Source organism: Streptomyces sp. NPDC051219 (assembly GCF_040682335.1).
Classification (GTDB): Bacteria; Actinomycetota; Actinomycetes; order Streptomycetales; family Streptomycetaceae; genus Streptomyces.
In genome coordinates this window covers 289859-312055 of the sequence record NZ_JBFBAS010000001.1, presented here as the reverse complement: position 1 = coordinate 312055, position 22197 = coordinate 289859, and the positions used below count along the sequence as shown (strand labels likewise).

The following is a 22197-nucleotide window of genomic DNA, read 5'->3' as shown; positions in this document are numbered from 1 at the left end:
GACGCGCGACATGGCCGAGCCCGGTGCTCACCGAGTCAAGATCAAGTGCTCGCCTGCCCAGAACGACATCATTCCTCCGGGGTGTGCAGGCCGCTCTTGGGCAGCACTTCGAGGCACAGGATGTTCGGATCCCGGCTGAGCAGGACCAATCGATGGGGTCAGTCCGTGCCACAACCGCGCCAGATCAGGCGGTGAGTCACGGGGAACTCCGGAGGCTGGCAGGGGCAGCAGCCAGGCAGGCCAGAGGCCCTGTCGTCCTAGCGGGCGGCAGGGCCTCTGCGCTCACAGCACACATACGGCGCGAGCTGACCCGGCGCCGGGACGACCGGGTGTCGTCTTCTTCTCCTGGCGGAGTCAGCCGGTAGTTCTGTTCCCGCCCGCTCGCCCCGTGGGCGTTCCGGTGCTTGTCGACGAAACGAAAGCGGATCAGTCTGTCGTCTTCTGGGGAAAATGGCGGCAGCCTTGCGCAGGATCTCGTTGTCCTTCTGCGGTGTCGCCCGTGAGTCAGGAACACTGACCGCTACGACCCACTTACAGTTGCTGTTCCCACGGATTGACGACCAGAGCCCCGGTTCGGGCCATGTGTTTGATGTTGCGGGTGGCGACCGTCCAGCCGTTGGCCAGGGCGGTGGCGGCGATCAGTGCGTCCGGCGGGTCGATGCTGGTGCCGGTGACCTTGAGCGTCTTGTGGATGGCGAGGTAGGCAGCCGCCTCCCGTTCGCCGATCGGCGCGATGCGGTTGCCGTATTCGTGCCGCACCGCGGCAAGGGCTCGGGCGTAACGGGCCTGTCGTACGGGATCCGGGGGGGGCGGCGACGCCGACCTCAATCTCAGCGACAGTGATCACGCTCAGGAAGCGGTTGGGTCTAGCCGTGGAGCGGAACCATGCCATGACGCGGGGGTCGGGCTTCGCCCGGGTCGTGAGCTCGGCGACGACATTGGTGTCGAACAGGTAGATCACTCGGCGTCCGTCTGCTCGTCGTAGGAGCGGGCACCGAACTCCAGGCCGTCGAGGGGCTGGGAGAGCAGGAACTCCTCGAATCCGTCGTTGCTCAGTGTCACCCAGCGATGGAGCATCTCGGGCAACGCCTCAATCTCCGTGTCGGCGAGCTCAGCGTCGAAGTGCCGGCGCTGGTCCTCCGGCAGAGACTCCCGGATGTCACGGATGGTCCGCAGGGGGTGCGACGACGGGGGCGGCGGCGAGTGAGACCCACCGCTGGGGGCTGTGGTCATCCGCATCGCCTCCGCTTGATCACGCCGTCTGCTGCTGGTACCAGGCTACGGGTTCCCGCCTGCCCGCCCGCATCTTTACGACGAGAGCGGGGCGCCCGTCCGCCTGCCAGCCGAGCGGCGCCGGCAGTTCGCGGATACGCCCGTCCTCCGTCGATGAGGCTCCGCATCGGGGACCCGTCCCAGCCCGGTGGCCGACCGGAACGGATCCAGCACACATGAGGCTGGGAACGGCTGAGAACACACGAGAAACGTGGAGGAGTGATTTCGCAGGCCAGACGCCCTGAGGACGACGTTTACGCAGGTCACAGCCTCGGCCCTGGAAAACTCCTAAAGCGGGTGTCGCAGGTTCGAATCCTGCCGGGGGCACAGCGCGTTACGCTGCTGACCTGGGGTTTCTGCTCTAGGGAGCGTTCTGTGCGGCCTCGGACTCCTCGTCCGGGGCCGTTTGCGTGAGCGGTGCGTGAGCGGACGGGGAGTTGATCTCCCGAATATCTCCCAACGGATCAGCATCATCCGGCACGGACTCCGGGCCGCGCTCCTCCGCATCGTCCGGCTCCGGCTCCGCTTCGGGCGCCGTGTCCTCGGAGGTGGCGCGTGCGCGCGGCACGATACGAGCGGCGGCCTCAGCGATCGCCAGATCCGCCTCGGGAAACAGGCTCGTGTACGTGTCGGCCGTGATGGTGATCGAGGAGTGACCGAGCATCTCCTGGATGTCCTTCAGGTCGGCCCCGGCCGCGCGGGCCAACGTCGCGGCACCGTGACGCAGGTCGTGAAACCGGATCGGCGGGAGACCGATCTCCTCGTACAACTCGATGAACCGGCGTCGTGTCGTGGCTGTTCAGGGGCGCATTCCCAGCCTGTAGGGGACCTTCCGGTCCTCCAGCGCCGCCACCGCTGCGGGGTACCCGCACATTCCGTGGACTGAGGGGCCGGGCGGGGTAGCCGACGAATACAGCCAGGTACCTGGAAGGGGGGTCCGGTAGGGATTCCAGCGAGCCACAGGGCGGGCCAGTGTTTGCCACAGGCTCATCGCACCGGAGCCGATGTCGCCGCCCACGTAGTTCGTGTTGTACTCACCGAGTTGGGCCGCCGACAGTCCGCGTTCGGCGACCACGGAGTCAGTGAAGCCCGGTGCGTGGGCCTCGATGGCGGCACGAATCATCGGCAGGTGATTGCCGGTGTCGCCGTTCGGCACATGCGCGTAGGCCCACACCGGCCTCTTCCATCGCGATAGTGACGGCGTTTCAGGCCGATCAGTGGACGGCCAGCCATCCGATACCGGCGGCGAAGGTGACCCCCGCGACGGCGAGGGCGGCCACCCACCCAGCTTGCGCACGATGCTGGTGATGTGGGCCCTGACGGTCCGTTCTGCGACTCCGAGCCGCCGAGCGAGAAGGCGATTCGACTCACCCTTGGCAAGGTTGCGCAGCACCTCGCGCTCCCGGCCGGTCAGTCTCGCCAGGCTCGCCGCACCCACGGAAACCGGAAACGCGCGGATCTTTGCACCCGTGGTCATCGTGATCTCTCCCCCTGATTACGTTCACCTGTTGGTCCGGGCAGAGCGGCGCAACAGGGTGAGCGCCAGGCCGTCACCGCCTTCGCGAGCAGCTGCCCGTCCCGGAAAACCTGATCGCCGATCGCCCGGTCGCCACCGGCATCAACGGACTTCGCTTGGTGTGCGAGTGCGGGAACGAGTCGCTATGGGCCATGCTCGTCGTCACCGAGGACGGCGCGAAGGCACTCTGCGGGCAGTGCGAGGCCGCGGTCGTTGCCCGCCCGGACGCATCCGTGGGCCCCATCGGCCGAACGATCAAGGCTGGGGCGGCCCCGCCGCGCGTGCTTGCACCCTTGGAGATGATCGTCCAGGATCTCAGGCTCGCCATCGAGGACGGCACCATGCTGCCCGGCGAGGAAGTCCCCACGATCGGCGACATCGCCCAGGCCCGCGGCGTCTCCGTCGGAACCGCGCTCCGCTCCGCCTGACCCCCGAAGGTGGGCGTGCCTCATGGGGTGGGCACGCCCGCCTTCGGCGGTGGCTAGAGGTCGAATTCGTGGGGCGGGAGGTCGAGGGCGTAGCAGGCTTCGCGGACGACGGCTTGCTCGTCCTTGTCGAAGTCGCCGTCGGCGCCGCCGATGATGACGCCGATCTGGATGACCGCGCGGGCCTCGGCGGGCTTCTTCTTGGCCTTGGCGATCTCCTGCAGGACGCCGACCTTGCCGAAGGCGAAGTCGGCGGTGAGCTGGTTCAGGTGGTCGTCGAAGCGGCGCTGCAGGTCTTCGGCCGGGAAGTTCTGCAGCACCTCGTTGGTGGCGATGAGTGAGGCGACCCGCTGGCGCTCGGCCGGGTCGATGGTGCCGTCCGCAGCGACGACCAGGGCGCACATCGCCATGCTCGAATCCCGGAACGCGCCGCTCTTGAGGTCGTTCTTCTTCGCCGTGAGCTGCGTCTGCATCGTCGCGGCGGAGTCTTTGAGCCGGTCCCACAGGGCCATGTGCATTCTCCTGCAATCGTTGCGAGTTGTTCGAGCGGTGGTCGGTGCTTTTCCCCGGCCGCGCCAGGCAGGTGTCCGCCGCGGAGGAAGCGGCTACAGGTGCGAGGCGATGGCCGGCATGAGGTCCTGGAAGGTCCGCCCGTTGGCCGGGTCGCCGATGGCGTCCATCTGCCATCCGGTGCCGGACCGGTGGACCTTGGCCATGATCTGCGCGGTGTGGCGGCCTCCACCGCTCAGTGTGTATCGGGCCAGCTCCTGCCCGTTGGTCTCGTCCACCAGACGACAGAAGGCGCTCTCGACTTCCTCGAAGGTCTGACCGGTGAACGAGTTCACCGTGAAGACGATCTGGTCGACGTGAACGGGGACGCGCTGCAGGTCCACGACGATCGACTCGTCGTCACCGCCCTGACCGGCGCCGCCGACAAGGTTGTCCCCGGTGTGGCGGATGGAGCCGTCCTTGCTGGTCAGCTGCTGGAAGAAGACGACGTCCACCGGCTCCTTGCCGGCGAAGAGCACCGCGGAGGCGTCCAGGTCGACCTCACGGGCGGTCATTCTGGCGAGGAATCCCTTGCGGGGAGCGGACTTCCAGCCCAGGCCCATGCGTACGACGGTGAGCTCACCACCCCCGGACTTCATCAGGCTGATCTGCTGGCCCTTGGACAGGTTGACGCTCATGCGTTGTGGCCCCTCTCGTGCGTGGTGACGACGGTACGTACGGTGGCCGGCCTCAGAGGCTGACGCCGAAATCGGTCGCGATGCCGGCCAACCCGCTTGCGTAGCCCTGGCCAACCGCCCGGAACTTCCATTCCGCGCCGTTGCGGTAGAGCTCGCCGAAGACCATCGCGGTCTCGGTGGCGGCGTCCTCGCTCAGGTCGTAGCGGGTGATCTCCGCGCCGCCCGCCTGATTCACCACACGAATGAAGGCGCCTCGGACCTGCCCGAAGCTGTGCCCACGGGACTCGGCGTCGTGGATCGAGACAGGGAACACGATCTTGGACACGTCGGCAGGCACGGAGGCGAGGTCGACCTTGATGACCTCGTCATCGCCCTCGCCTTCACCGGTGAGGTTGTCGCCGGTGTGCTCCACCGAGCCGTCGGGGCTCTTGAGGTTGTTGTAGAAGATGAAGTGCTCGGCGGAGGGGACCTTGCCGGACTCGTTTACCAGCAGGGCACTCGCGTCCAGGTCGTAGTCGGAACCCGTGGTGGTCCTCACGTCCCAGCCGAGGCCGACCAGCACCGCCGTCAGGCCCGGGGCTTCCTTGGTCAGTGAAACGTTGCCACCTTTGGAAAGGCTCACACCCATGCCGTTCTCCTTCTCAAGTCCCAAGCCGGGCACGGGTATGCCCGGCGAGTTGCGTGCCGGATTCTGGAATCTACAGCACTGTAGAAAATAGTTGGGTTGCGCCGGGAGACGTGACCGGATGTACCCCTCGCTCGGGTGAACACTCGTCGCCGGAGACTGAGACGGCCTGCTGGGTACGATGCGTCGATGCCCGAGCAGCTATGGGGCTGGAGGACGAGTAGGGGGGCAGCCTGATGGTGGAGGAGAGCGGGAGCACCGGCCAGAGTCCGCGCGCGCGCAGGCGCGGCCAGGGCGAGCTCGAAGCCCAGGTGCTGTCGGTCTTGGGATCAGCGCCCGGGCCGGTTACGGCCACGTGGGTACAGGAGCGCCTCGACGGCGACTTGGCCTACACCACGGTCATCACCATCCTGACCCGGCTGTACAGCAAGCAGGCCGTCACCCGTAGCCGGGCCGGCCGTTCATTCCTGTGGACATCCACATCCGACGAGGCAGGACTGACGGCGCTGCGGATGCGGCAGCTCCTCGACCGGCGGGATGACCGAGACGCGGTGCTTTCCAGTTTCGTCTCGGCTCTCTCGCCGCATGACGAGCAGCTCCTGAGGTCCCTGCTGAACGAGCCTGGGCCGACGGCATCCGGCACTGCGGGCGAAGCGGAGAGTTGACCGATGGGCGTCTTCGTCTTCCTGCCGCTGGTCCTGCCGCTGACGGCCCTTCCGATCGCGCGCCTGGCGGAGACGCACCTGCATCCACGAAGCGCCGCGCGTCTGCTGACTGCCGTGGGGGTGGTCCTCGCGGCGTGCAGCACACTGTGCCTGGGTCTCCTCGTGGTTGTCGGCACCGCGCAACTGCCGGGCAATCCGCTGCCCGACAGGTGGTCGGACCCTGAAGTGCGCGAAGCGGTTCCCTACGACGAGGTGGCCGGCAAGGCGTCCATCGGCATACTCGCCATCGTGGTGGCGGCTTCTGCCCGCACCGCGCTACGCCACTGTCGCTTCCGCGCCCGCGCTCACCGCACCCTGGCGGGGCTGACATCCAGTTCAGAGGTCGCGGTGCTGCCCGACGAGGAACCATACGCGTATGCCCTGCCTGGCTCCCCGGGGCGGATCATGGTTTCCACGGGCATGGTGTCCTGCCTGGATGACCGGGAACGCGTTGCGCTGCTCGCCCATGAGCGTGCCCATCTGTCGGGGCGGCACCACCGGCTCCTGCTCGCCGTCCAGTTGGCCGGCTGCGCGAACCCGCTCCTCCGGCCGCTGCGGGAAGCGGTCGCATACAGCACAGAACGCTGGGCCGACGAGGAAGCAGCCCGAGCCACCGGAGACCGGCGCTTGACCGCCCGCGCCGTCGGTAAGGCCGCGCTGGTCTCTCATCATGCGGCCGTGCCCGGGCTGGCGGCCTTCGCCGAGCCGGGGCCCGTTCCGCGCAGAGTGGCCGCACTGCTCGGCCCGACCCCTCCTGCCCGCAGCTGGCCACCCGCTCTCACCCGTGCCGGGCTCGCCGCCCTCATCGCCGCTGCCGGGACGGCCGCTTCCACACTGTCCGCCCTGAATGCGGCCATCGCGCTGTTCTTCGTGCTGGAAGCGGCCACGCCCCTGTAACCATCGGCGCCATGGGGCGGCCCAGGCGGCCGCCGCGTGAGCATGATGCCCGTCCGGGTCGCGGTGGTGGCCGGCGTGTGAACCGTGGCGGTCGACGAGCTGCTTGACCCAGGCGTCGACTTCGGCGTTCCAATCGATGTGCTGGACATTGTGGTGCGAGACGGTGAATCGGGTGACCGCGTCGCGGCCTTCGGAGCTGTATCCCTTCAAGCCGTGACCGCCACGCTTGTCCGCCTCGATGACGACTTCCATGCCACCGGGCGTGGCGAGGAAGGTCACTTCGATCTCGTTCGCCACGTGCGCACACTGGGCGGGCGGGGTGACTCGAGTTCCTGGTAGAAGGGCAGTTGCATCACGCCGGAGACTGGCCGTGCAGTTCAGTCACCGGAGTCTCTTAGGGGAGGGAGGCGGTGAAGGGCACGCTGTGTTCCTCGCCTTCGGCCAGGCGGAAGCCGCCGCCGATGGTGATGCGGTCGAAGACGACCGTGCCTTCATGCTCTCCGTCATCGCCTTCCGCCTCGACGCGGGCGACGAGGTCCAGGGTGATGTGCTCGATGGTCACATCGGCCTGGCCGCCGCGCAGGCGGCCTGCCCGGACAGGATGCCGCCCGGCGCTCCGGATCCGGTATTTGGCACGGTGTCGACCGAGGAAGCACTGACCCCGATGGCTCCGAGCAGCTTCTTGAACACCATCGCGGCGTTCACTCCTCCACGTGGTACTGCGAGGACCGGCTGGGCGGCCCTTCCCCGCCATGAACGCCACTCTGTGGGTGCATCCGAGTGCGCAGAGTAGTGCCGGGTTTGCGGATTGACGTCCGTCACCTGACGGCAATTTGCCTTTCCTTTACTGTGGCCGTACGGGGTTGCTTTCCCCGTCTTGCATCTCTGATCCGAGAAGGAGCTGCGGTCCCGCAATGGGTGAGCCTCCCAGTACGAGCCGTGCCATTCCCGCCCCGTCGAGTCGGGGAACGGGCGTGGCACGGTGACCGAAGTCCTCTTGCTGCTCCTGGCTCTTGCCCTGACGCTGGCCTGTGCGGTGTTTGTCGCGGCCGAGTTCTCCCTGACCACCATCGAGCGAATCGAGCTGGAGCGCGCCGCACAAGCCGGCGAGCGCGGCGCCGTAAGCGCCCTGAAGGCCGCCAAGCGGTTGACCTTCCAGCTCTCCGGCGCCCAGCTGGGCATCACGGTGACCTCGCTGGTGATCGGCATGCTCGCTGAGCCGTCGGTCGCCGCCCTGCTGCGGGGGCCGCTGGAAACGGCCGGACTGCCCTCCGGGGCGGTCTCCACTGTGGCCACCCTGCTCGGCGTCAGCATCTCCACCGTGGTGCTGATGGTCGTCGGAGAGCTGGTCCCGAAGAACTGGGCGATCGCCAGCCCGCTCGCGGTCGCCAAGGCGGTGGCCGGACCGCAACGCGGCTTCACCGCCGCCTTCGCCCCGCTGATCCGGCACCTGAACAGCACCGCGAACCGTCTCGTACGCCGCTTCGGTCTGGAGCCGCAGGAGGAGCTGGCCTCGGCCCGCAGCCCGGAGGAGCTCGTCGCCCTCGTGCAGCACTCCGCCCGGGAGGGCGCCATCGAGGAGGACTCGGCCGAGCTGTTCGTACGAACCCTGCACCTGGTCGAGCTGACCGCGGAGAACGTAATGACGCCGCGCGTCGACGTTCAGGCCCTGGAGGCCCACGCCACCGCCACGGACGCCGCCAATCTCACGCTGGCCACCGGCCTGTCCCGGTTCCCCGTCTACCGGGAGAGCCTGGACGAGGTGATCGGCTCGGTCCACATCCGCGATGTCCTGGCGCTGGACGAGACCAAGCGCGACCACACCCCGGTCACCGACCTGGCCACCGAACCGTTGCTGGTCCCCGACTCCCTCCCGGTGGACAAGCTTCTCGGGCGTCTGCGGCAGGCCCGCACGATGGCCGTGGTGATCGACGAATACGGCGGCACCGCAGGGGTGGCGACCGTCGAGGACATCGTGGAGGAGGTCGTCGGCGAGGTACGCGACGAGCACGACCCGGACGAGACCCCTGACCTGCTTCTCGTCGAGGCGTCGCCCTACGGCCGCGCGGTGTGGGAGGCGGACGGCAGCGTCCGCGTGGACGAGCTGGAGGAGATCGGCTTCGCGGCCCCCGAGGGCCCGTACGAGACGCTGGCTGGCCTGATCGCCACCCGGCTGGAGCGCATCCCGACGCTGGCCGACCGGCTCGACGTGGAGGGCTGGCAGCTCGCCGTTCTCCGTATCGAGCACCACCGGGCCGACCGCGTCCGTATCACCGCGCCCGTCCCTGTCCTGCAGATCGCGGAGGAAGCCCGATGACCACCCTCCAGCTTCTGATCGGCGCGCTCACGCTCGTCACAAACGCATTCTTCGTCGGCGCCGAGTTCGCTTTGATCTCCGTACGCCGCAGCCAGATCGAGCCCCGGGCCCGTAAGGGCGACCGGCGCGCCAAGGCCGTTCTGTGGGGCCTGGAACATCTCTCCGCCGCCATGGCGACCGCGCAGCTCGGCATCACCATCTCCTCGCTGGTCCTGGGCGCGGTCGCCGAACCGGCCATCGCCCACCTGCTGGAGCCGCCGTTCCAGGCGATCGGCGTCCCGGAGGGGCTGATCCACCCGATCGCGTTCGTGATCGCGCTGACCCTGGCGACGTATCTGCACATGCTGATCGGCGAAATGGTGCCGAAGAACATTGCGCTCGCCGCACCGGCGCCGACCGCTCTAGCCCTCGGGCCGGCCCTGGTCGCGCTCACTCACACCATGCGCCCGGTGATCTTCGGCATCAACGCGTTCGCCAACACCCTGCTGCGCCTGCTGAAGGTCGAACCGAAGAACGAGGTCGCCTCCGTCTTCACCGACGACGAACTCGCCCGCCTGGTCAAGGACTCCAGCGAGGCCGGGCTGCTGGGACCCGCCGACGGCGAACGGCTCCAGGACGCGCTGGAGCTGGGCACCCGCCCCGTGGGTGAGGTGATGGTTCCGCTGAACAAGGTGATCACCGTCGGCCATGAGATCACCCCGCAGCAGCTGGAGCGTGCCGCGGCGTCCTCCGGCTTCTCCCGGCTGCCCGTGACCGGCCCCGGTGGCGAGGTGCTGGGTTACCTGCACATCAAGGACGCCCTCGGCGTCGCCGAGCGCACCCAGCCGTTCCCTCACAGCGCGCTGCACACGGTGATCCGAGTCGAGATCGACACCCCGCTCGACGACACCATGACCGCCATGCGGTCCGCCGACACCCACCTAGCCGCTGTCACCGGTGACAAGGGAACGGTCATCGGCTTCGTCACCATGGAGGACGTACTGGAGGAACTGGTCGGCCCCACCTCGGGCCGGAAGGCCTGACGACCCAGGAGAGGCGGTCGGCACCCGGTGATCCCTGGGTGAGGAGCCTGGCAGCACCCGACCGGCCTGCGGATGCCGACGGGCCGACGACGCGCCACGAGCTACGTCGTGAGGGGCCGGTTGCAGGAGCCGTCGTTGCGTCGATCGTTGTCCGTCTCGCGTCCCGCAGCAGCGGCGGCAACTCCAGCTTCCGCTTCCGCCGTGCTCGGAAGGGTGAATTGCCGCAGACTCCTGTGTAGGGGCTGGCGTGCTTGGCGCGGTCCGTGGTGAGGGTGTTCCTCGTGCTTGATGTCCCGCTCTGGTTGTGGGGGGCGTTCGCCGCGACAGTGGTGGTGTCGCTGGTGGTGGATTTGGTGTCCCACCGCACCGCCCACGTCATCGGGTTCAAGGAGGCCGCCGCCTGGAGCGGCCTGTGGGTGAGCCTCGCCCTCATCTTCGGTGCCGTTGTCTTCTTCGTCCTCGGTCCGACGGCGGGAACTGAGTACACGACCGCGTGGCTGCTGGAAAAGAGCCTGTCGGTGGACAACCTCTTCGTGTTTGCGGTCATCTTCGCCTACTTCGAAGTACCCCGCGCCTACCAGCACCGCGTGCTGTTCTTCGGCGTGATCGGGGCCCTTGTCTTCCGCGGGATCTTCCTCTCCCTCGGCGTGGCCGTGGTCAGCCGCTTCACCGCGGTGCTGTTCGCCTTTGCGGCGGTCCTCTTCTACAGCACCTACAAACTCCTCAAGGATGATCAGGACACCTTCGACCCGGGCAAGAGTTTCGCCGTCCGTCTGCTCCGCAAGATCATCCCGGTTCGGGACGAGTACGCAGGGGCCAAGTTTTTCGTCAAGGAAGCCGGCAAGCGGACAGCAACGCCCCTGCTCGCGGTGGTCGCCGCGATCGAGGCCGCAGACCTGATCTTCGCCGTCGACAGCGTCCCCGCCGTCCTCGCGGTCAGTGACGACGCCTTCATCGTCTACACCAGCAACGCGTTCGCCATCCTCGGCCTTCGCGCTCTCTACTTCATGCTCGCGGGTCTCTTGGACCGGTTCCACTATCTGAACAGAGGCCTCGCGATCATCCTCGCATTCATCGGCGTAAAACTCATTCTCCAGGCCTCCCACAAGATGATCAGTACTGGCATCCCCGAGATCCCCTCACCGGTGAGCCTGGCAGTGATCGTCATAGTCTTGACCAGCTCCGTGGTGCTCAGCCTCAGAAGGCCCGGCAAAACCGGCCAAACCGATCACGCCGTACCAGGACAGGCCGCCGAAACGGAGGCAGACTCCAGAGCGGCCGAGCGGCCACAGGCCCGAGGAGGGCCGCCCGCGCCGGATGACCCAGAGCACGAGGCCGACCGCACCCGCGACCATGGCACCTAGCCCGGTGTTCGCCCCGTCGACACGTTCAACCCCGGGCCCCCGCGCGCCGCGGCTCCAGAGGGACCACACCCTCTACCCGACTCGCCGGTAAGGGCATATCGTAAAAAAATGGTCAAAAAAGAGCGTAAGAGTGAAGCGTACGTATGCCCGACCTGCAAACAGCCAGTCGCTCCCACCATTAGTCGCCACAAGTCACTCGGCGTTTTTGTACCCGTGTGGGGCGCAGGTCCATGCGCAAATGTCGGCTGTCCCGACTACCGCCTCGACCCCAAGCGGAGGGCCCCTGGATCTCACTCACGGTAGCGAGAAGTAATCGAGCCTTACAGAGACGCTCGTCAGGCCGATGCGCGCCTGCCGCGGGATGACGCCGCGCATCAGGTCGTGGCTTTCGTAGCCGCAGTCGGCCAGACAGCCTGCCCGCTAGCCGCGGTCGGCCAGACAGCATGCCCGGCTGCACGGAGAGCGGCACGGCCACGGCCTGGGCGAGGGTTACCGGTCCGTCGCCGGTCCTGACGGCCAGCACGTCTGAGGGGTCTCGCATACAGCTGCTGTCCGGGCCGCCCGGCAACCGCTGACGACCTCGAAGATTCGGTCTCCAGGCGAACGTCCACCTCTCGGCCTTCTGGTGGATCCGGGACAGAAACACTTCGGCCTCCTTCACAGTGCGCGGCGGTGTTGCCGAACGCCTCGGCGACCCGCCGTACTGCCTCACGCGGGGCATGGCCGCGTAGAGACTTGACGGCATCGGCCACGACGGCGCGCCGATCCAGGGTCGGCGACGCGTGGCCGGCCTGGCGGCGTTTCCGGGCCTCCCGCTCGGCCTGTTCGACCCATGGGGAGACAGCGCTCCCCGGCGACATCAAGGCCGGCAAGCTGACCGCCGAGATGCTGGAGCTGTTCTACGCGGGGCTGCGGCCGTGCCGGGAACAGTGCGACGGCAGGCGCAAGGGGAAGGTCGACCCGAAGACGAAGAAGAAGCACGTCTGCCGGAAGCTCGAACCGAACTCCATCCGCAAGGTTCACTTCACCCTGCTGCCCGCGCTCGAGCGCGGCCTGCGTCGCTGGGGGTACGTCACGACGAACGTCGCGGCCCTCGCCGCGCCGCCTTCCCAGCCGAAGCCGAACCCTGGACCCGCCAACTCCCGAAGAAGCCACCCTCATTCTCAACACGGCCTGGCAACGCAACCTGGACCGGGGGACGTACCTTTTCATGACGATGGTGACTGGTTCCCGCCGCGGCGAGATGTGCGCGCTGCGCTGGTCGGACATCAACTTCGAGCGGCTCGACCTCTTCGTGAAGCACTCCAACAACCGTCGTCGCATCAAGGACACCAAGACCCAGCAGCGCCGCAAGCAGGCCATGGACGTGATCACGCGCGCCGTCCTCGTCGCCCACCGGACCCGTGCCGAGGAACGCTGCAAGGCACTCGGCGGCGAACTGGCGCGAGGCGCCTTCGTGTTCGCCTGAAGGACCTGCGCGCGTTCAACGTGGCCGAGCTCTTGGGCGGCGGCGCCGACGTCCGAACCGTCGCCGGCCGCGTCGGCCAGGGCACCATGCTGCCCGGCGAGGAAGTCCCCACGATCGGCGACCTCCCCAGACCCGTGGTGGCTCCGTCAGCGCTGCCCACCGCGCCTTCGCGCGGCTGAAGAGGGACGGCCTGATCAAGGTCAGTGGAGGCCGCCGTGCCATCGTGCGCCACGACCAGGTCTTCCTTGGACATGTGATCAAGAAGCATGTTATGTTCCTGCCACACCGAAGTCCCGGCCTGACCACCGGGTTTGGGTGATGAACCAGACCAAGAAGCCCATTAATGCGGCCTGATCAACCGCTGGGGCCCTTCGCATGGTCGGTTCGGAAGAGAAGTAATCGGGGGAAGAAGTCCGGGGGGACCTTTCGGTTTCCACGCCTTTTCAGGTCGCCCATTCGGGCTTCCTCCCCTTGCGATTAACACGCAAGGGAGATTCTACATGAACCGCAGTACTCTGCGTATGGCGGCCGTTTCTGCCATGGCCGCCGTGACCCTCGGTGCGGGCGCCGGCCTGGCGCAGGCATCGGAGACCGGGCACACGAACAAGTCCTCCGTCCGCACGGCCCAGGCAACGCTGACCGCGCCCGAGGCCCGCGCACTGCTCGCCAACTCGGCCATCGTCGCCGAACTTCCGGCCAAGGACGCGAAGTCGCTTCGTGCCGTCGCCAATGGCACCGCCACCGAGGTTCAGGCCCGCGCCGGCATCGGCAGCGCCGCCAAGGCCCTGTTCAATCTGCTGAAGAAGCACGGCGGCAAGGTCTATGACGACGCGCTCAAGGCTGCCAAGGGCGGCTGGGGCAAGTTCCGTTCGTACATGGACGGTCTGGCGTGGTACCACCCGGTCCGTATCGCCTGGATCGCGGCCGGCGCCGAGGCCCAGTACCAGCTCTACACCTACATCCGCAGCCTCTTCTGATCGCTGAGGTGGTGCCCCGGCTCTCTGCCGGGGCACCACCCGCTGCTGTTGGCTTCCGGCCTGACTCGAGCCTGGCTCTTCGCAAGGAACCCCATCCGATGACCCCCACCGATTCCGCCCCGGCACTGAGGCACCTGTGGGCCTCGCCCGCCCTTTTCATTACCGCGGCGTTCGTCGCGTTCAACTTCTTCGGCAGCAGGGGAGTGGGCTGGGCTCTGATGGCGGCCGCGCTCTCCGGCCCGCTCGTCGCTCTCGTCTGGCACGCGGTGCGCCGCGAGCGTCCCGACTCGTTCGCGATCGTCCCGGTGGGCGCCCTGCTGCTGTTCACCCTGCTGTTCAGCCTCACAGAGGGACTTCCCTGGTCCTGAGACGAAGCGAGAGGAAGCACGCTGTGCTGAAAGGCGATGTACTGACCGAAGCACGCGGCCTCAGACGCTCTTTCGGTTCCAGGACGATTCTTGACGACGTGTCGCTGACGCTCCGCGCCGGTGAGGTGACCGGTTTCGTCGGAGCAAATGGCGCGGGCAAGACCACCACGATCCGGCTGATGCTGGGCCTCATTCGTGGGGAAGGCGAAACTCTCTTTCTCGGTCGCCCGCTGTATGAATGGGGCTCGCCCTCGGCGGTCGTGGGAGCCGTGCTGGGAGGAATTGCGGGCCACCCCAGGCATCGCGTGCGGTCACATTTGCGCATGGTGGCGGCCGGCTGCGGCGCGTCGGACGTGCGCGTGGACGAACTACTGGAAACGGTCGGGCTGACCGGGGCGGCCCGACTGAGACTGAGTCAACTCTCTTTGGGAATGAAACAGCGGGTGGGAATCGCTCAGGCGCTTCTCGGTAATCCGCCGATTCTGGTTCTTGACGAGCCGGGGAACGGGCTCGACCCGCACGCGATCCGCTGGCTGCGGGACTTTCTGAGAACCCAGGCCGCTGAAGGACGGGCGGTCATGGTGTCCAGTCATCTTCTGGGCGAGATGGAGCAGCTTGCCGATCGCGTAGTGGTGCTGTCGCGCGGGCGGGTTGTGGCGTCAGCGCCGGTGGAGGAAATGTTGTCGCACGCGGTCAGTCGGCGAGTGGTGACAGTGCAGTCGCCGGATCTGCCGGGACTCGCTCGCCTGGTACAGGAGCAGGGGGGCCGGCTAGAGCCCACCGGCGGGCCGAGCGCTCACATCACGGGACTGGACCGGATCCGTATCAGCTCCCTGGCGGCAGACGGTGGGGTGGCCCTTTACTGGCTGTCCGAGGCAATGCCCTCCTTGGAGGATTTCTACCTGACCATCGCGGAAGAGGAGTTCAAGATCTCATGACGCCTGCTGCGATGAAGCTCCCGCCGGTCGTCTCCGCCCGTGAGTCGTTCCGCAACGCGTGCCGGTACGAGTGGCGGCATCTGGCGGGGCTGCGGTCAACATGGATACTCCTCGGCGTGGTCGTGGCCCTGAGCCTGCTGACAGGGCCAGGACTCCTGCTCGACCTGGACACGAAGCGGGTTATCAGCGCGCCTTCGATGGGCGACGTATTGGCATGGACTCCGATGACGACCCAGATCCCCGCCCTCTGCTTCTTCGTACTGGTGCTCGGCACTGGCCCTATGTCGACCGATCTGGTGCGGGGAGCGGCCCAGACCACCTGGCTGGCAGTCAATGGACGCCGGACGGCGTACCAGGCGAAGTGCGCCGTTGGCTTTCTCGTCGGAGCCGGCGTAGCCGGGATGAGCGCGCTGGTCGGGGCGTTGTCCGCCGCGCTGGCCCTGGCCGTCATGGGTGCTCCTCAGCCGATCTGGGGTGAAGTCCTCCTGCCGGTGTCCCGGTTCATCCTGTGGATGGGTTGCTGGGCGCTGCTATGCATGGCGCTGGTGGCGCTGATGCGTAACCGGATCATCCCGGTGGTGATGTTGTGCCTCTGGCCGGTGCTCGCGGAACGGCTGGTGGGAGCCCTGCTGGGGTACGTGCCCGGGCTGGAGGGAGTGGGCGACTGGCTGCCGTTCGCAGCGGGTCGGGCCATGCTCACCGATGTCTCGGCGTTCACGGGGGATGACCGGTCGTTCGCGGGGACGATGGTCGGCTCCGACCTCTCCATGCCGATGGCACTTGTGGTCTTCTGCCTGTACACCGCAGTCATTACGGTGGTCGGTCACTGGGCGTACTGTCGCGGGGATGCCACCGCGGCGAGCTGAACCCGCCCAGGCCCGGAGTCTCATGTTCTCGCAGTAATCGCGGACGACTCGCGCTCGTCGAGGGTCAGGTGGACCTCTGGAGGCTTCGGGCGACAGCCGCAAGGTTGGGGCGCTGCACGGCGTCGTCAGATAGATCCAGTCGCGGTGTCTCCGAACATCCATGCGCGTTTCCCTTCCCCGGGAGGCGCGCTGTTCGTCGTAGCCGTGGCATCAGCCGTCGGCAGGTTCCAGACCATGGCTAACACCGAGCCCAATCCCGGTCAGCGAGGCCGCATGGCGCAATGGATCCGGCTACCAGGCCAGCGTTTACGCAGGGCGCGATCCGCTGACAAAGAAGAGGATCTACGTCTGCGAGCAGGCGCCCACCCTTGCTGAGGCTGGGAAGGCCCGCACGAAGCTCCTTCGCCAGGGCGACGAGCGGCGCCACCCCAAGACCCAGGTAACCGTGTCCTTCCTGCTCGACCACTGGCTCGGGGTCGCCGAGCTGGACGAGGAGATGGAGCCTACGCGCGATCTCCACGTTGACGTGCGCCTCTGAGCTACGGCCGTCGCCGGCGACAATCCAAGCGCGACGCTTTCTCGTCCAGGCGGGTCCTGGACGCTGTCAGCAGCGACGGGTCTGGTACGGCACAGGGGCGGGTCGCGGTTCGGGCGGTGTCGGGCACCGACTCAAGGCGACGAGGAAGGTCAGCACGACTCCGCCTGCCACGACGAAGAGCGTGGTGCGGATCCCGTCGGCGGTGGCGACTCGAAGCTGTTCACCGGAGAGGCCATCGAGACCGGCAGTCGCTACGAGGACGAGGATGGCGAGGCCGACCGCTGCGCCCGCGCCTGAGCCGGTGGAGGCGATGCCGGAGGCGATGCCTTGCTGCCGGTCGGAGATTCCGGTGGCGGCGGCGATGAACATGGTGGTGAAGACCACCCCGTCGCCGATGCCGAGCGCCACGAGGCCGGGGATGAGTTCGATGTATGTGCCGTTCGGCGAGATCGCGAGGCCGAGTGCGACCGCACCGAGCGCACCGACGGCGAGGGCCGCGGCCAACGTGCGCCTGAGACCGAACCGCGTCACGAGCTGGCCTGCGGTTGTCGAACCTGCCACCACCACTGCCGTGGGGATGAGGAAGCCGGCGCCGGTCTGCAAAGCGTCGTAGCCCAGAATCTCCTGGAAGTAAATGGACAGGAAGTAGAGCACGGAGCCGAAGGTCGCCATGAACATGAACGCGATGACGACGCCGGTGATCAGGTTGGGCTTGGAGAGCAGCCCGGGTGGCATGAGCGGGTCGTGGCTGCGCCGCTCGATGATGAAGAAAGCTCCGATCAGCAGTAGCCCGGCTGCTGCGCTGATCAAGATGGCTGGCGAAAGCCAGCCCAATCCGGGGCCTTGCACGAGGGCGAACACGATGAGTGTGACACCGAGAGTGACGCTGAGCGCACCGGGGAGGTCGAACTTGCGGCCTTTTTCGCGTTCACCGTCCCGGGGGATCAATACGAAGGCAAGCAGCAGCGCGGGGCCGGCCAGGGCGACGTTGACGAGGAAGACCGCTTCCCAGCCGAACGCCTGCGTCAGAAGACCGCCGAGCAGCACACCGATGACGAGTCCTGCCGCGCCTGCCCCTCCCCAGATGCCCAATGCGCGGTTGCGGGCGCGGCCTTCGACGAAGGTGGTGTTGATGAGTGCCAGGGTGGTGGGGAAGACGAGGGCTCCGCCGAGACCTTGGATTGCGCGGGCGGTGAGGAGCATTCCGGGGCTGGTCGCGAGTCCCCCCGCGAACGCTGCCCCGGCATAGAGTGCGAGGCCGGTGGCCAGGATGCGGCGTCGTCCGAGCAGGTCGGCGGCACGCCCGCCGAACAGCAGGAAGCCGGCCGAGGCTACTGCATAGGCGCTGATGACCGACTGGAGCGTCTGCGCGGAATAGCCGAGGTCGCGTGCGATGTCGGGGAGTGCCACGACCACGATGTACTGGTCGAGCGAAACGATCAGCATGGCGAAGGACAGGAGCGCCAGCGACGCTGTCTCACGGTTCCAACCGAGGCTGCCGGGCGCAGATGACGTCTCTGTGGGTCGCACGGCAGCACTCCTGATGATCGGTCAAGTCTGCGCTCACGGCCTGCCGGGAGAGTCCGTCTGATTCCGTGCGGGCGGGCCTCGCCGAGAAGGACGGTTGCCAAGACCCTATACAGCTCGCCCTCACCGTCACAGTCGTGGAGAGTCGTCCGAGAGTGATGGCGCGTAGACATCCTGCGCCGAGTTGATCGCTCAGCCAAGCGGAGTGGCCTCACCGGACATGCCGGTGAGGCCACTCTGCTGTTCGTCCCGCCTACCCCCGGACCTCCGGCTCCACCCGTGGGAGGGGGGCTCGCGCCAGACCGCCTGCCGCATCTTCGGGTACCACATCGGCAGAACTCCGGCACGACGCTCGCCACGCCGAGCCTCACGGACGAGGTGGGTCGGCGTCGTTGGCTGTCCCCGCAAGGACCCCACGCTCGTACAACCGTGGGGACCGCATCGGTGTCCTATCCATCATGAAGCGCAAGATCGTGCTCGGGGCGTTCATCGCCCTCTTCGCCGTGCTCACCATCATGGCCGTCACCTGGCAGGCCTTTTACGACAATGGAGGCGCCGCTGTCGCCATCAGCGCCGGAGCCGGCAGCTACCTCGTTCACCGCTGGTGCCGCAGTCACGACCGCACCGTCACCGAGGACGACGGCATACACGGCGGGCCGCCGAGTGAGCCGTCCGATCTGCTCGATCACGACGTCGCGATCGGCTCTTGACGGCAGTTCCCGTGCAGCGCGGGCCACTGCCCCATGGCCGCCGACATCCTGTGCCACAACCAGCAGACGCCGAAGTCCGCGTCCAGCACGTCAGTGACCAACTCCCGCACCTCGTTGGAGGCAGGCCGCACGGGGAATGCGGGCCGGTCGGCGGGCTGCCGGGCGTATGCCCTACTCGGTGCCGGCTAGCTGCTCGGCGAGTTCCTTCTCGTCCTTCTCGGCGAGTGAAGTCTTGAGGAGGGTGCCGCCGAATGCCTGCAGCTCCGCGCTGAGCCTGTCCTCGGTGCCCTGCGAAGCCATGATCACGAGGGCCGCGGAGCCGGGCTTCAGGAGGGACTGGACCTTCTTGCGAAATGTGTTGTCGAGGCTTCGTGCGCAGCTTCCCGTAGAGCCCCCCGAGCGCTGCGCCCACCAGGCCGAGGCCGGAGGTCGCGAAGAGGATGCCGAAGACCAAGGCCCAGAGGGCGCCCGCTGTGGCGGACCGGGCCACTCTCTCGTCCCGGCGCGGTGTGTCCACGTGGGTCTCGCCGTCCTCGTCGACCCTGACGACGGCGAGACCGGTGAGGTCGGCGGCCTTGTCCTTCTCCAGCTTCTGAACAGCCTTGAAGGCTTTCTGCGCCACCGCCGGGTCGTCGTAGCCGATGACGATGAGTTCGGACATCACGCCTCCTGGCTGCCGGAGCGGCACCTAGAACGATATGTCCGTTCCTTTACGAGAGTCCACCCCCGCCCAAGGCCGCTCCACCGCCCGCGGAGCGCCATCCCGATCTTCCGCCGCCATCGGGCGGTTCCGACGGCTTCCGCGGCTTCGTCGGCTTCGTCAGAGCGCCTCCGCTCCGCAAAGAGGCAGCGTGTCGGCCTGAGCCCTGGCCTCCACAGCGGATCTTGACCCGGCCATGACCGGCTTCCGAAGCAGAAGCAGTGCCGCGTCGTCGTGGAGCCGGCCGCCCACGTGCGCGAGCAGCTCGTCGTGCAGCGCCGCGACCGTACGGGACGGCTGGTCCGACAGGTGCCGCGCCACCCGTTCGAGGAGCGGGTAGAACTCGCGCTCGTGGTTGCGCGCCTCCGTGACCCCGTCGGTGTAGAGCAGCAGCTGGTCGCCGTCGGTGAAGGACAACACCTGCAGGTTCGGCGTCTCACCGGTGAGGGCGCCCAGCCCGAGCGGCGGAGTCGAATGCGTGGGTTCGACCGCCACGACGTCGGATCCGCGAACCAGCAGCGGAGGGGCGTGTCCGCAGTTGACCACCTCCATGTGCCCGGTACGGGGAAACCCGGCCACGACCGCGGTGACGAAGTCGTCGTGACCGAGGTTGCGCGCCAGGCTCCGCTCGATCCTGCCGACGACGTCCAGGAGGTCCGGCTCGTCATAGGCGGCCTCGCGGAAGATGCCGAGCACCAGAGCAGCGGTGCTGACCGCGGGCAGCCCCTTGCCGCGCACATCGCCGACGATCAGCCTGACCCCGTACGGCGTGGGCACGAGCGCGTAGAGGTCCCCGCCGATCCTGGCCTCCGCCGCCGCGGCGCTGTAGTGGACAGCCACCTGGAACTGGCCGACAGTGGCGGGCACGGGCTTGAGCAGGGCGTGCTGGGCGGCCTCGGCGACCGATCGGACGGCTTCCAGTACCCGTTCACGCCGCCCGCGCAGCGCGCTGGCCAGGCTGCTCGCGAGGGTGATGGCGGCGAGCGCGGACAGCACGATGACCTGCTCACGGCCCGGCGCACCGCCACGGACACCGAGCACCGCGCCGAGTGCCACGGCGATGAAGCCCAGCCTGAGGACTCCCTGCGGCTTGCTGGTGGCGGCGGCCAGCGTGGGCCCCACGGCGAGCAGCGGCAACCATGTCGCCCCGGCTCCGCTGACGAGAGCGAGAAGCGCGACGGCAAAGACGATCAGCGCGGGCACCCGGGCGAGCACGGCGGCGGTGCGTGGCTGGTCCAGCGCCGGTCCCCCTGCGCCGGGGGCGTGCCCCGGGTGGCTGTCCGGCCGGCCGGGGGCCCGGAAGCGGACCCCCCGATTCGTACGCTTCCAGGACGGTCGGCGGTCGCGCTGATGGTTTCGGCCATGAGTCATGTTCCCGCCGCAACTCCCCTTGTTCGTGAGTGACGCCTCAGCGCCCGTTTTGTCCAGGAAACAGGGGGCCACGGGTGGGGCACAAGGGTGGGATTTTCAGATAGTGAGCGAGAGCCCCCTGGTCACCCGACTCGCTGTCGGGATCAGCCGCGCGAGAACCTGATCGATTCTGGAGAGCCGGTCCGCCCGGACGGAGACACCGAGCGAGCCGAGCGTGTACCCGCTGTACACGGGCACGGCGACGCAGACCGTACCGAGGGCGTACTCCTCCAGGTCCATGACGGCCGGACCGTCGCGCGACGAGTCGAGTCGTTGGACCAGTTCCGAACGGTGAGTGATGGTGCGGGGGGTGAGGTCGGCGAGCGAGTGCCGGGACAGGTAGTCGCTACGGGACTCGTCGTCCAGCTCGCGCAGGACGCACTTGCCGAGCGCCGTGGCGTGCCCGGCGTCCTCGAATCCCACCCAGAGGTCGACCCGTGGTGCCCGAGGGCCGTCGACGATCTCGGCGACCCGGATCTCGCCGTCCTCGTAGAAGGTCAGGTAGGCGGCGGCCGACACTTCGTCCCGCAGCGCTGCCAGCGCGGGACGGATACGGGTGAGCAGCGCCTGACTGCGGCTGCCGACGTGCAGCGTGTGCAGCTTGTCCCCGATGACGAACCCGCCGTCGTCCAGCTTCCGCAAGTACCCGTCGTGGACCAGCGTCCGCAGCAGGTGGTACGTGGTGGCCAGGGGCAGCCCTGCCTCACGTGCCAGCTGCTTCGCCGGGGCACCGCCCTCGTGGGCCCCTACGGCCTCCATCAAACGGAAGGCTCGCTGCACGGAAGTGATGAGCGTGGGGCCGTCCTGAGCACCCATACCGCAAGCTTGCGCCCGGCGTACCGCGTTAACAAGCCAACCGCCGTCCTGGGCGCCGCCGCCCCGGTCCGATCCGCGGTGAGGTTCGGCGCGAATTCTCGAGCGGGTGTCGCAGGTTCGACTCCTGCCGGGACGCACAGCCAAGGGCCGGTTCAAGGCACAATTTCGAACCGGCCCTTCTGCGTCTGGCTTGGACCGTGGACCATGGACCGTGGCCAGGTGGACGCGCCGAAGCTCGGCCGCGCGAGCCCGCGAGCCCGACCGTCAGCTCAGGCCCTTCGTCCGCTCACCGATACGGTCGCCCTGCGGCGAACCGGCGCGCTTCAGGTCCGCCTTCGTGTGTGCACTGCCCTTGATCTTGCTCTGAACCGGTCCCGGGTAGCCGTGGCCGGGTGGGGGCGGCGCGTGATCGGTCGCCTGGGCTTGGACCGCGGCGGCGAGGTCCTTCTTGCGGTCTGTAGTCATCCGTTGTCACTCCCTCGAGGAAGCCGGGATGCGGTGAGTCTGCGCCACTTGGATCCTAGGCGAGCCCCCGTGCCCACGCACCCGT

The 22197-nt window shown here is 67.8% G+C and carries 24 protein-coding genes and 2 pseudogenes; 13 read left to right on the top strand and 13 right to left on the bottom strand.

The features are described from left to right. Positions 1–531 precede the first annotated feature (531 nt). The 4 genes and pseudogenes from AB0M62_RS01525 to AB0M62_RS01510 form a co-directional block, all read right to left on the bottom strand. Entirely contained in the window at positions 532–759 is a 228-nt protein-coding gene (locus AB0M62_RS01525; RefSeq protein ID WP_366072020.1) for a PIN domain-containing protein, read from the bottom strand. A gap of 198 nt (positions 760–957) precedes the next feature. Beyond that, entirely contained in the window at positions 958–1233 is a 276-nt protein-coding gene (locus tag AB0M62_RS01520; RefSeq protein WP_366072019.1) for a hypothetical protein, read from the bottom strand. Between the two features lie 400 nt (positions 1234–1633). Next, positions 1634–2053, bottom strand: a pseudogene (locus AB0M62_RS01515) (tyrosine-type recombinase/integrase); the annotation flags it as partial. A gap of 18 nt (positions 2054–2071) precedes the next feature. After that, positions 2072–2749 carry a LuxR C-terminal-related transcriptional regulator gene (locus AB0M62_RS01510; protein WP_366072017.1) on the bottom strand — a complete coding sequence of 226 codons (678 nt, stop codon included), beginning with the start codon at positions 2747–2749 and terminating at the stop codon, positions 2072–2074. A 191-nt stretch (positions 2750–2940) separates the two neighbouring features. Between AB0M62_RS01510 and AB0M62_RS01505 the strand changes: the two genes are divergently transcribed. After that, positions 2941–3216, top strand: coding sequence for a hypothetical protein (locus tag AB0M62_RS01505; RefSeq protein ID WP_366072016.1), 276 nt, complete (start codon positions 2941–2943; stop codon positions 3214–3216). A gap of 53 nt (positions 3217–3269) precedes the next feature. On the opposite strand, the gene AB0M62_RS01500 is transcribed toward AB0M62_RS01505, so the two are convergent. The 3 genes from AB0M62_RS01500 to AB0M62_RS01490 form a co-directional block, all read right to left on the bottom strand. Next, positions 3270–3725 (bottom strand): tellurite resistance TerB family protein, encoded by a 456-nt coding sequence (locus AB0M62_RS01500; RefSeq protein ID WP_366072015.1) that lies wholly within the window; start codon positions 3723–3725, stop codon positions 3270–3272. A 93-nt stretch (positions 3726–3818) separates the two neighbouring features. After that, complete coding sequence (locus AB0M62_RS01495) at positions 3819–4400, bottom strand: TerD family protein (protein WP_366072014.1); 582 nt, start codon at positions 4398–4400, stop codon at positions 3819–3821. 52 nt (positions 4401–4452) lie between these two features. After that, the gene (locus tag AB0M62_RS01490; RefSeq protein WP_366072013.1) at positions 4453–5028 is read right to left on the bottom strand and encodes a TerD family protein; all 576 of its coding nucleotides are present in this window, start codon (positions 5026–5028) and stop codon (positions 4453–4455) included. A 233-nt stretch (positions 5029–5261) separates the two neighbouring features. On the opposite strand from AB0M62_RS01490, the gene AB0M62_RS01485 reads away from it, so the two are divergent. Both AB0M62_RS01485 and AB0M62_RS01480 read left to right on the top strand, forming a co-directional pair. Beyond that, on the top strand, positions 5262–5690 hold the full coding sequence (locus AB0M62_RS01485) for a BlaI/MecI/CopY family transcriptional regulator (RefSeq protein ID WP_366072012.1): 429 nt from the start codon (positions 5262–5264) through the stop codon (positions 5688–5690). 3 nt (positions 5691–5693) lie between these two features. Beyond that, positions 5694–6626 carry a M56 family metallopeptidase gene (locus AB0M62_RS01480; RefSeq protein WP_366072011.1) on the top strand — a complete coding sequence of 311 codons (933 nt, stop codon included), beginning with the start codon at positions 5694–5696 and terminating at the stop codon, positions 6624–6626. A gap of 75 nt (positions 6627–6701) precedes the next feature. Here AB0M62_RS01480 and AB0M62_RS01475 read toward each other — a convergent pair. After that, positions 6702–7319 (bottom strand): annotated as a pseudogene (locus AB0M62_RS01475) (sporulation protein); the annotation flags it as partial. A gap of 289 nt (positions 7320–7608) precedes the next feature. Here AB0M62_RS01475 and AB0M62_RS01470 point away from each other — a divergent pair. The 9 genes from AB0M62_RS01470 (at position 7609) to AB0M62_RS01430 (ending at position 15946) form a co-directional block, all read left to right on the top strand. Continuing rightward, positions 7609–8943, top strand: coding sequence for a hemolysin family protein (locus AB0M62_RS01470; protein WP_366072010.1), 1335 nt, complete (start codon positions 7609–7611; stop codon positions 8941–8943). After that, complete coding sequence (locus AB0M62_RS01465) at positions 8940–9965, top strand: hemolysin family protein (RefSeq protein ID WP_366072009.1); 1026 nt, start codon at positions 8940–8942, stop codon at positions 9963–9965. Before AB0M62_RS01470 ends, AB0M62_RS01465 begins: the two co-directional genes overlap by 4 nt. A gap of 281 nt (positions 9966–10246) precedes the next feature. Continuing rightward, positions 10247–11329 (top strand): TerC family protein, encoded by a 1083-nt coding sequence (locus AB0M62_RS01460; protein WP_366072008.1) that lies wholly within the window; start codon positions 10247–10249, stop codon positions 11327–11329. A gap of 1210 nt (positions 11330–12539) precedes the next feature. Next, positions 12540–12797: a hypothetical protein gene (locus tag AB0M62_RS01455; RefSeq protein ID WP_366072007.1), complete on the top strand. Its 258-nt coding sequence runs from the start codon at positions 12540–12542 to the stop codon at positions 12795–12797. Positions 12798–12817: 20 nt separating this feature from the next. Continuing rightward, positions 12818–12976, top strand: a complete 159-nt coding sequence (locus tag AB0M62_RS01450) for a hypothetical protein (protein WP_366072006.1) — start codon at positions 12818–12820, stop codon at positions 12974–12976. 321 nt (positions 12977–13297) lie between these two features. Beyond that, complete coding sequence (locus AB0M62_RS01445) at positions 13298–13774, top strand: hypothetical protein (protein ID WP_366072005.1); 477 nt, start codon at positions 13298–13300, stop codon at positions 13772–13774. 98 nt (positions 13775–13872) lie between these two features. Beyond that, a complete protein-coding gene (locus AB0M62_RS01440) occupies positions 13873–14142 on the top strand; it encodes a hypothetical protein (RefSeq protein ID WP_366072004.1) in 270 nt (89 codons plus the stop codon). A gap of 23 nt (positions 14143–14165) precedes the next feature. Then, complete coding sequence (locus AB0M62_RS01435) at positions 14166–15080, top strand: ATP-binding cassette domain-containing protein (RefSeq protein WP_366072003.1); 915 nt, start codon at positions 14166–14168, stop codon at positions 15078–15080. Next, on the top strand, positions 15077–15946 hold the full coding sequence (locus tag AB0M62_RS01430; protein WP_366072002.1) for a hypothetical protein: 870 nt from the start codon (positions 15077–15079) through the stop codon (positions 15944–15946). The genes AB0M62_RS01435 and AB0M62_RS01430 overlap by 4 nt, the downstream gene beginning before the upstream one ends. A 604-nt stretch (positions 15947–16550) precedes the next feature. On the opposite strand, the gene AB0M62_RS01425 is transcribed toward AB0M62_RS01430, so the two are convergent. After that, the gene (locus AB0M62_RS01425; RefSeq protein WP_366072001.1) at positions 16551–18014 is read right to left on the bottom strand and encodes an MFS transporter; all 1464 of its coding nucleotides are present in this window, start codon (positions 18012–18014) and stop codon (positions 16551–16553) included. Positions 18015–18469: 455 nt separating this feature from the next. On the opposite strand from AB0M62_RS01425, the gene AB0M62_RS01420 reads away from it, so the two are divergent. Then, positions 18470–18721: a hypothetical protein gene (locus AB0M62_RS01420; protein WP_366072000.1), complete on the top strand. Its 252-nt coding sequence runs from the start codon at positions 18470–18472 to the stop codon at positions 18719–18721. A 171-nt stretch (positions 18722–18892) separates the two neighbouring features. Here AB0M62_RS01420 and AB0M62_RS01415 read toward each other — a convergent pair whose 3' ends face one another. The 4 genes from AB0M62_RS01415 to AB0M62_RS01400 form a co-directional block, all read right to left on the bottom strand. After that, positions 18893–19321: a DUF1269 domain-containing protein gene (locus AB0M62_RS01415; RefSeq protein WP_366072240.1), complete on the bottom strand. Its 429-nt coding sequence runs from the start codon at positions 19319–19321 to the stop codon at positions 18893–18895. Positions 19322–19541: 220 nt separating this feature from the next. Further along, complete coding sequence (locus tag AB0M62_RS01410; RefSeq protein WP_366071999.1) at positions 19542–20792, bottom strand: PP2C family protein-serine/threonine phosphatase; 1251 nt, start codon at positions 20790–20792, stop codon at positions 19542–19544. A 96-nt stretch (positions 20793–20888) separates the two neighbouring features. Beyond that, complete coding sequence (locus AB0M62_RS01405; protein ID WP_366071998.1) at positions 20889–21647, bottom strand: IclR family transcriptional regulator; 759 nt, start codon at positions 21645–21647, stop codon at positions 20889–20891. Between the two features lie 264 nt (positions 21648–21911). Further along, the gene (locus AB0M62_RS01400) at positions 21912–22112 is read right to left on the bottom strand and encodes a hypothetical protein (protein ID WP_366071997.1); all 201 of its coding nucleotides are present in this window, start codon (positions 22110–22112) and stop codon (positions 21912–21914) included. Between the last annotated feature and the right edge of the window lie 85 nt (positions 22113–22197).

What these genes read in the sequence shown, in the direction of transcription:
- AB0M62_RS01440 (WP_366072004.1), top strand. Translation starts at nt 13,873, where the DNA reads ATGACCCCCACCGATTCCGCCCCGGCACTGAGGCACCTGTGGGCCTCG.
- AB0M62_RS01420 (WP_366072000.1), top strand. Translation starts at nt 18,470, where the DNA reads ATGAAGCGCAAGATCGTGCTCGGGGCGTTCATCGCCCTCTTCGCCGTG.
- AB0M62_RS01455 (WP_366072007.1), top strand. Translation starts at nt 12,540, where the DNA reads ATGACGATGGTGACTGGTTCCCGCCGCGGCGAGATGTGCGCGCTGCGC.
- AB0M62_RS01500 (WP_366072015.1), bottom strand. Translation starts at nt 3,725, where the DNA reads ATGGCCCTGTGGGACCGGCTCAAAGACTCCGCCGCGACGATGCAGACG.
- AB0M62_RS01485 (WP_366072012.1), top strand. Translation starts at nt 5,262, where the DNA reads ATGGTGGAGGAGAGCGGGAGCACCGGCCAGAGTCCGCGCGCGCGCAGG.
- AB0M62_RS01505 (WP_366072016.1), top strand. Translation starts at nt 2,941, where the DNA reads ATGCTCGTCGTCACCGAGGACGGCGCGAAGGCACTCTGCGGGCAGTGC.
- AB0M62_RS01495 (WP_366072014.1), bottom strand. Translation starts at nt 4,400, where the DNA reads ATGAGCGTCAACCTGTCCAAGGGCCAGCAGATCAGCCTGATGAAGTCC.
- AB0M62_RS01445 (WP_366072005.1), top strand. Translation starts at nt 13,298, where the DNA reads ATGAACCGCAGTACTCTGCGTATGGCGGCCGTTTCTGCCATGGCCGCC.
- AB0M62_RS01410 (WP_366071999.1), bottom strand. Translation starts at nt 20,792, where the DNA reads ATGACTCATGGCCGAAACCATCAGCGCGACCGCCGACCGTCCTGGAAG.
- AB0M62_RS01405 (WP_366071998.1), bottom strand. Translation starts at nt 21,647, where the DNA reads ATGGGTGCTCAGGACGGCCCCACGCTCATCACTTCCGTGCAGCGAGCC.
- AB0M62_RS01465 (WP_366072009.1), top strand. Translation starts at nt 8,940, where the DNA reads ATGACCACCCTCCAGCTTCTGATCGGCGCGCTCACGCTCGTCACAAAC.
- AB0M62_RS01520 (WP_366072019.1), bottom strand. Translation starts at nt 1,233, where the DNA reads ATGACCACAGCCCCCAGCGGTGGGTCTCACTCGCCGCCGCCCCCGTCG.
- AB0M62_RS01430 (WP_366072002.1), top strand. Translation starts at nt 15,077, where the DNA reads ATGACGCCTGCTGCGATGAAGCTCCCGCCGGTCGTCTCCGCCCGTGAG.
- AB0M62_RS01510 (WP_366072017.1), bottom strand. Translation starts at nt 2,749, where the DNA reads ATGACCACGGGTGCAAAGATCCGCGCGTTTCCGGTTTCCGTGGGTGCG.
- AB0M62_RS01480 (WP_366072011.1), top strand. Translation starts at nt 5,694, where the DNA reads ATGGGCGTCTTCGTCTTCCTGCCGCTGGTCCTGCCGCTGACGGCCCTT.
- AB0M62_RS01400 (WP_366071997.1), bottom strand. Translation starts at nt 22,112, where the DNA reads ATGACTACAGACCGCAAGAAGGACCTCGCCGCCGCGGTCCAAGCCCAG.
- AB0M62_RS01490 (WP_366072013.1), bottom strand. Translation starts at nt 5,028, where the DNA reads ATGGGTGTGAGCCTTTCCAAAGGTGGCAACGTTTCACTGACCAAGGAA.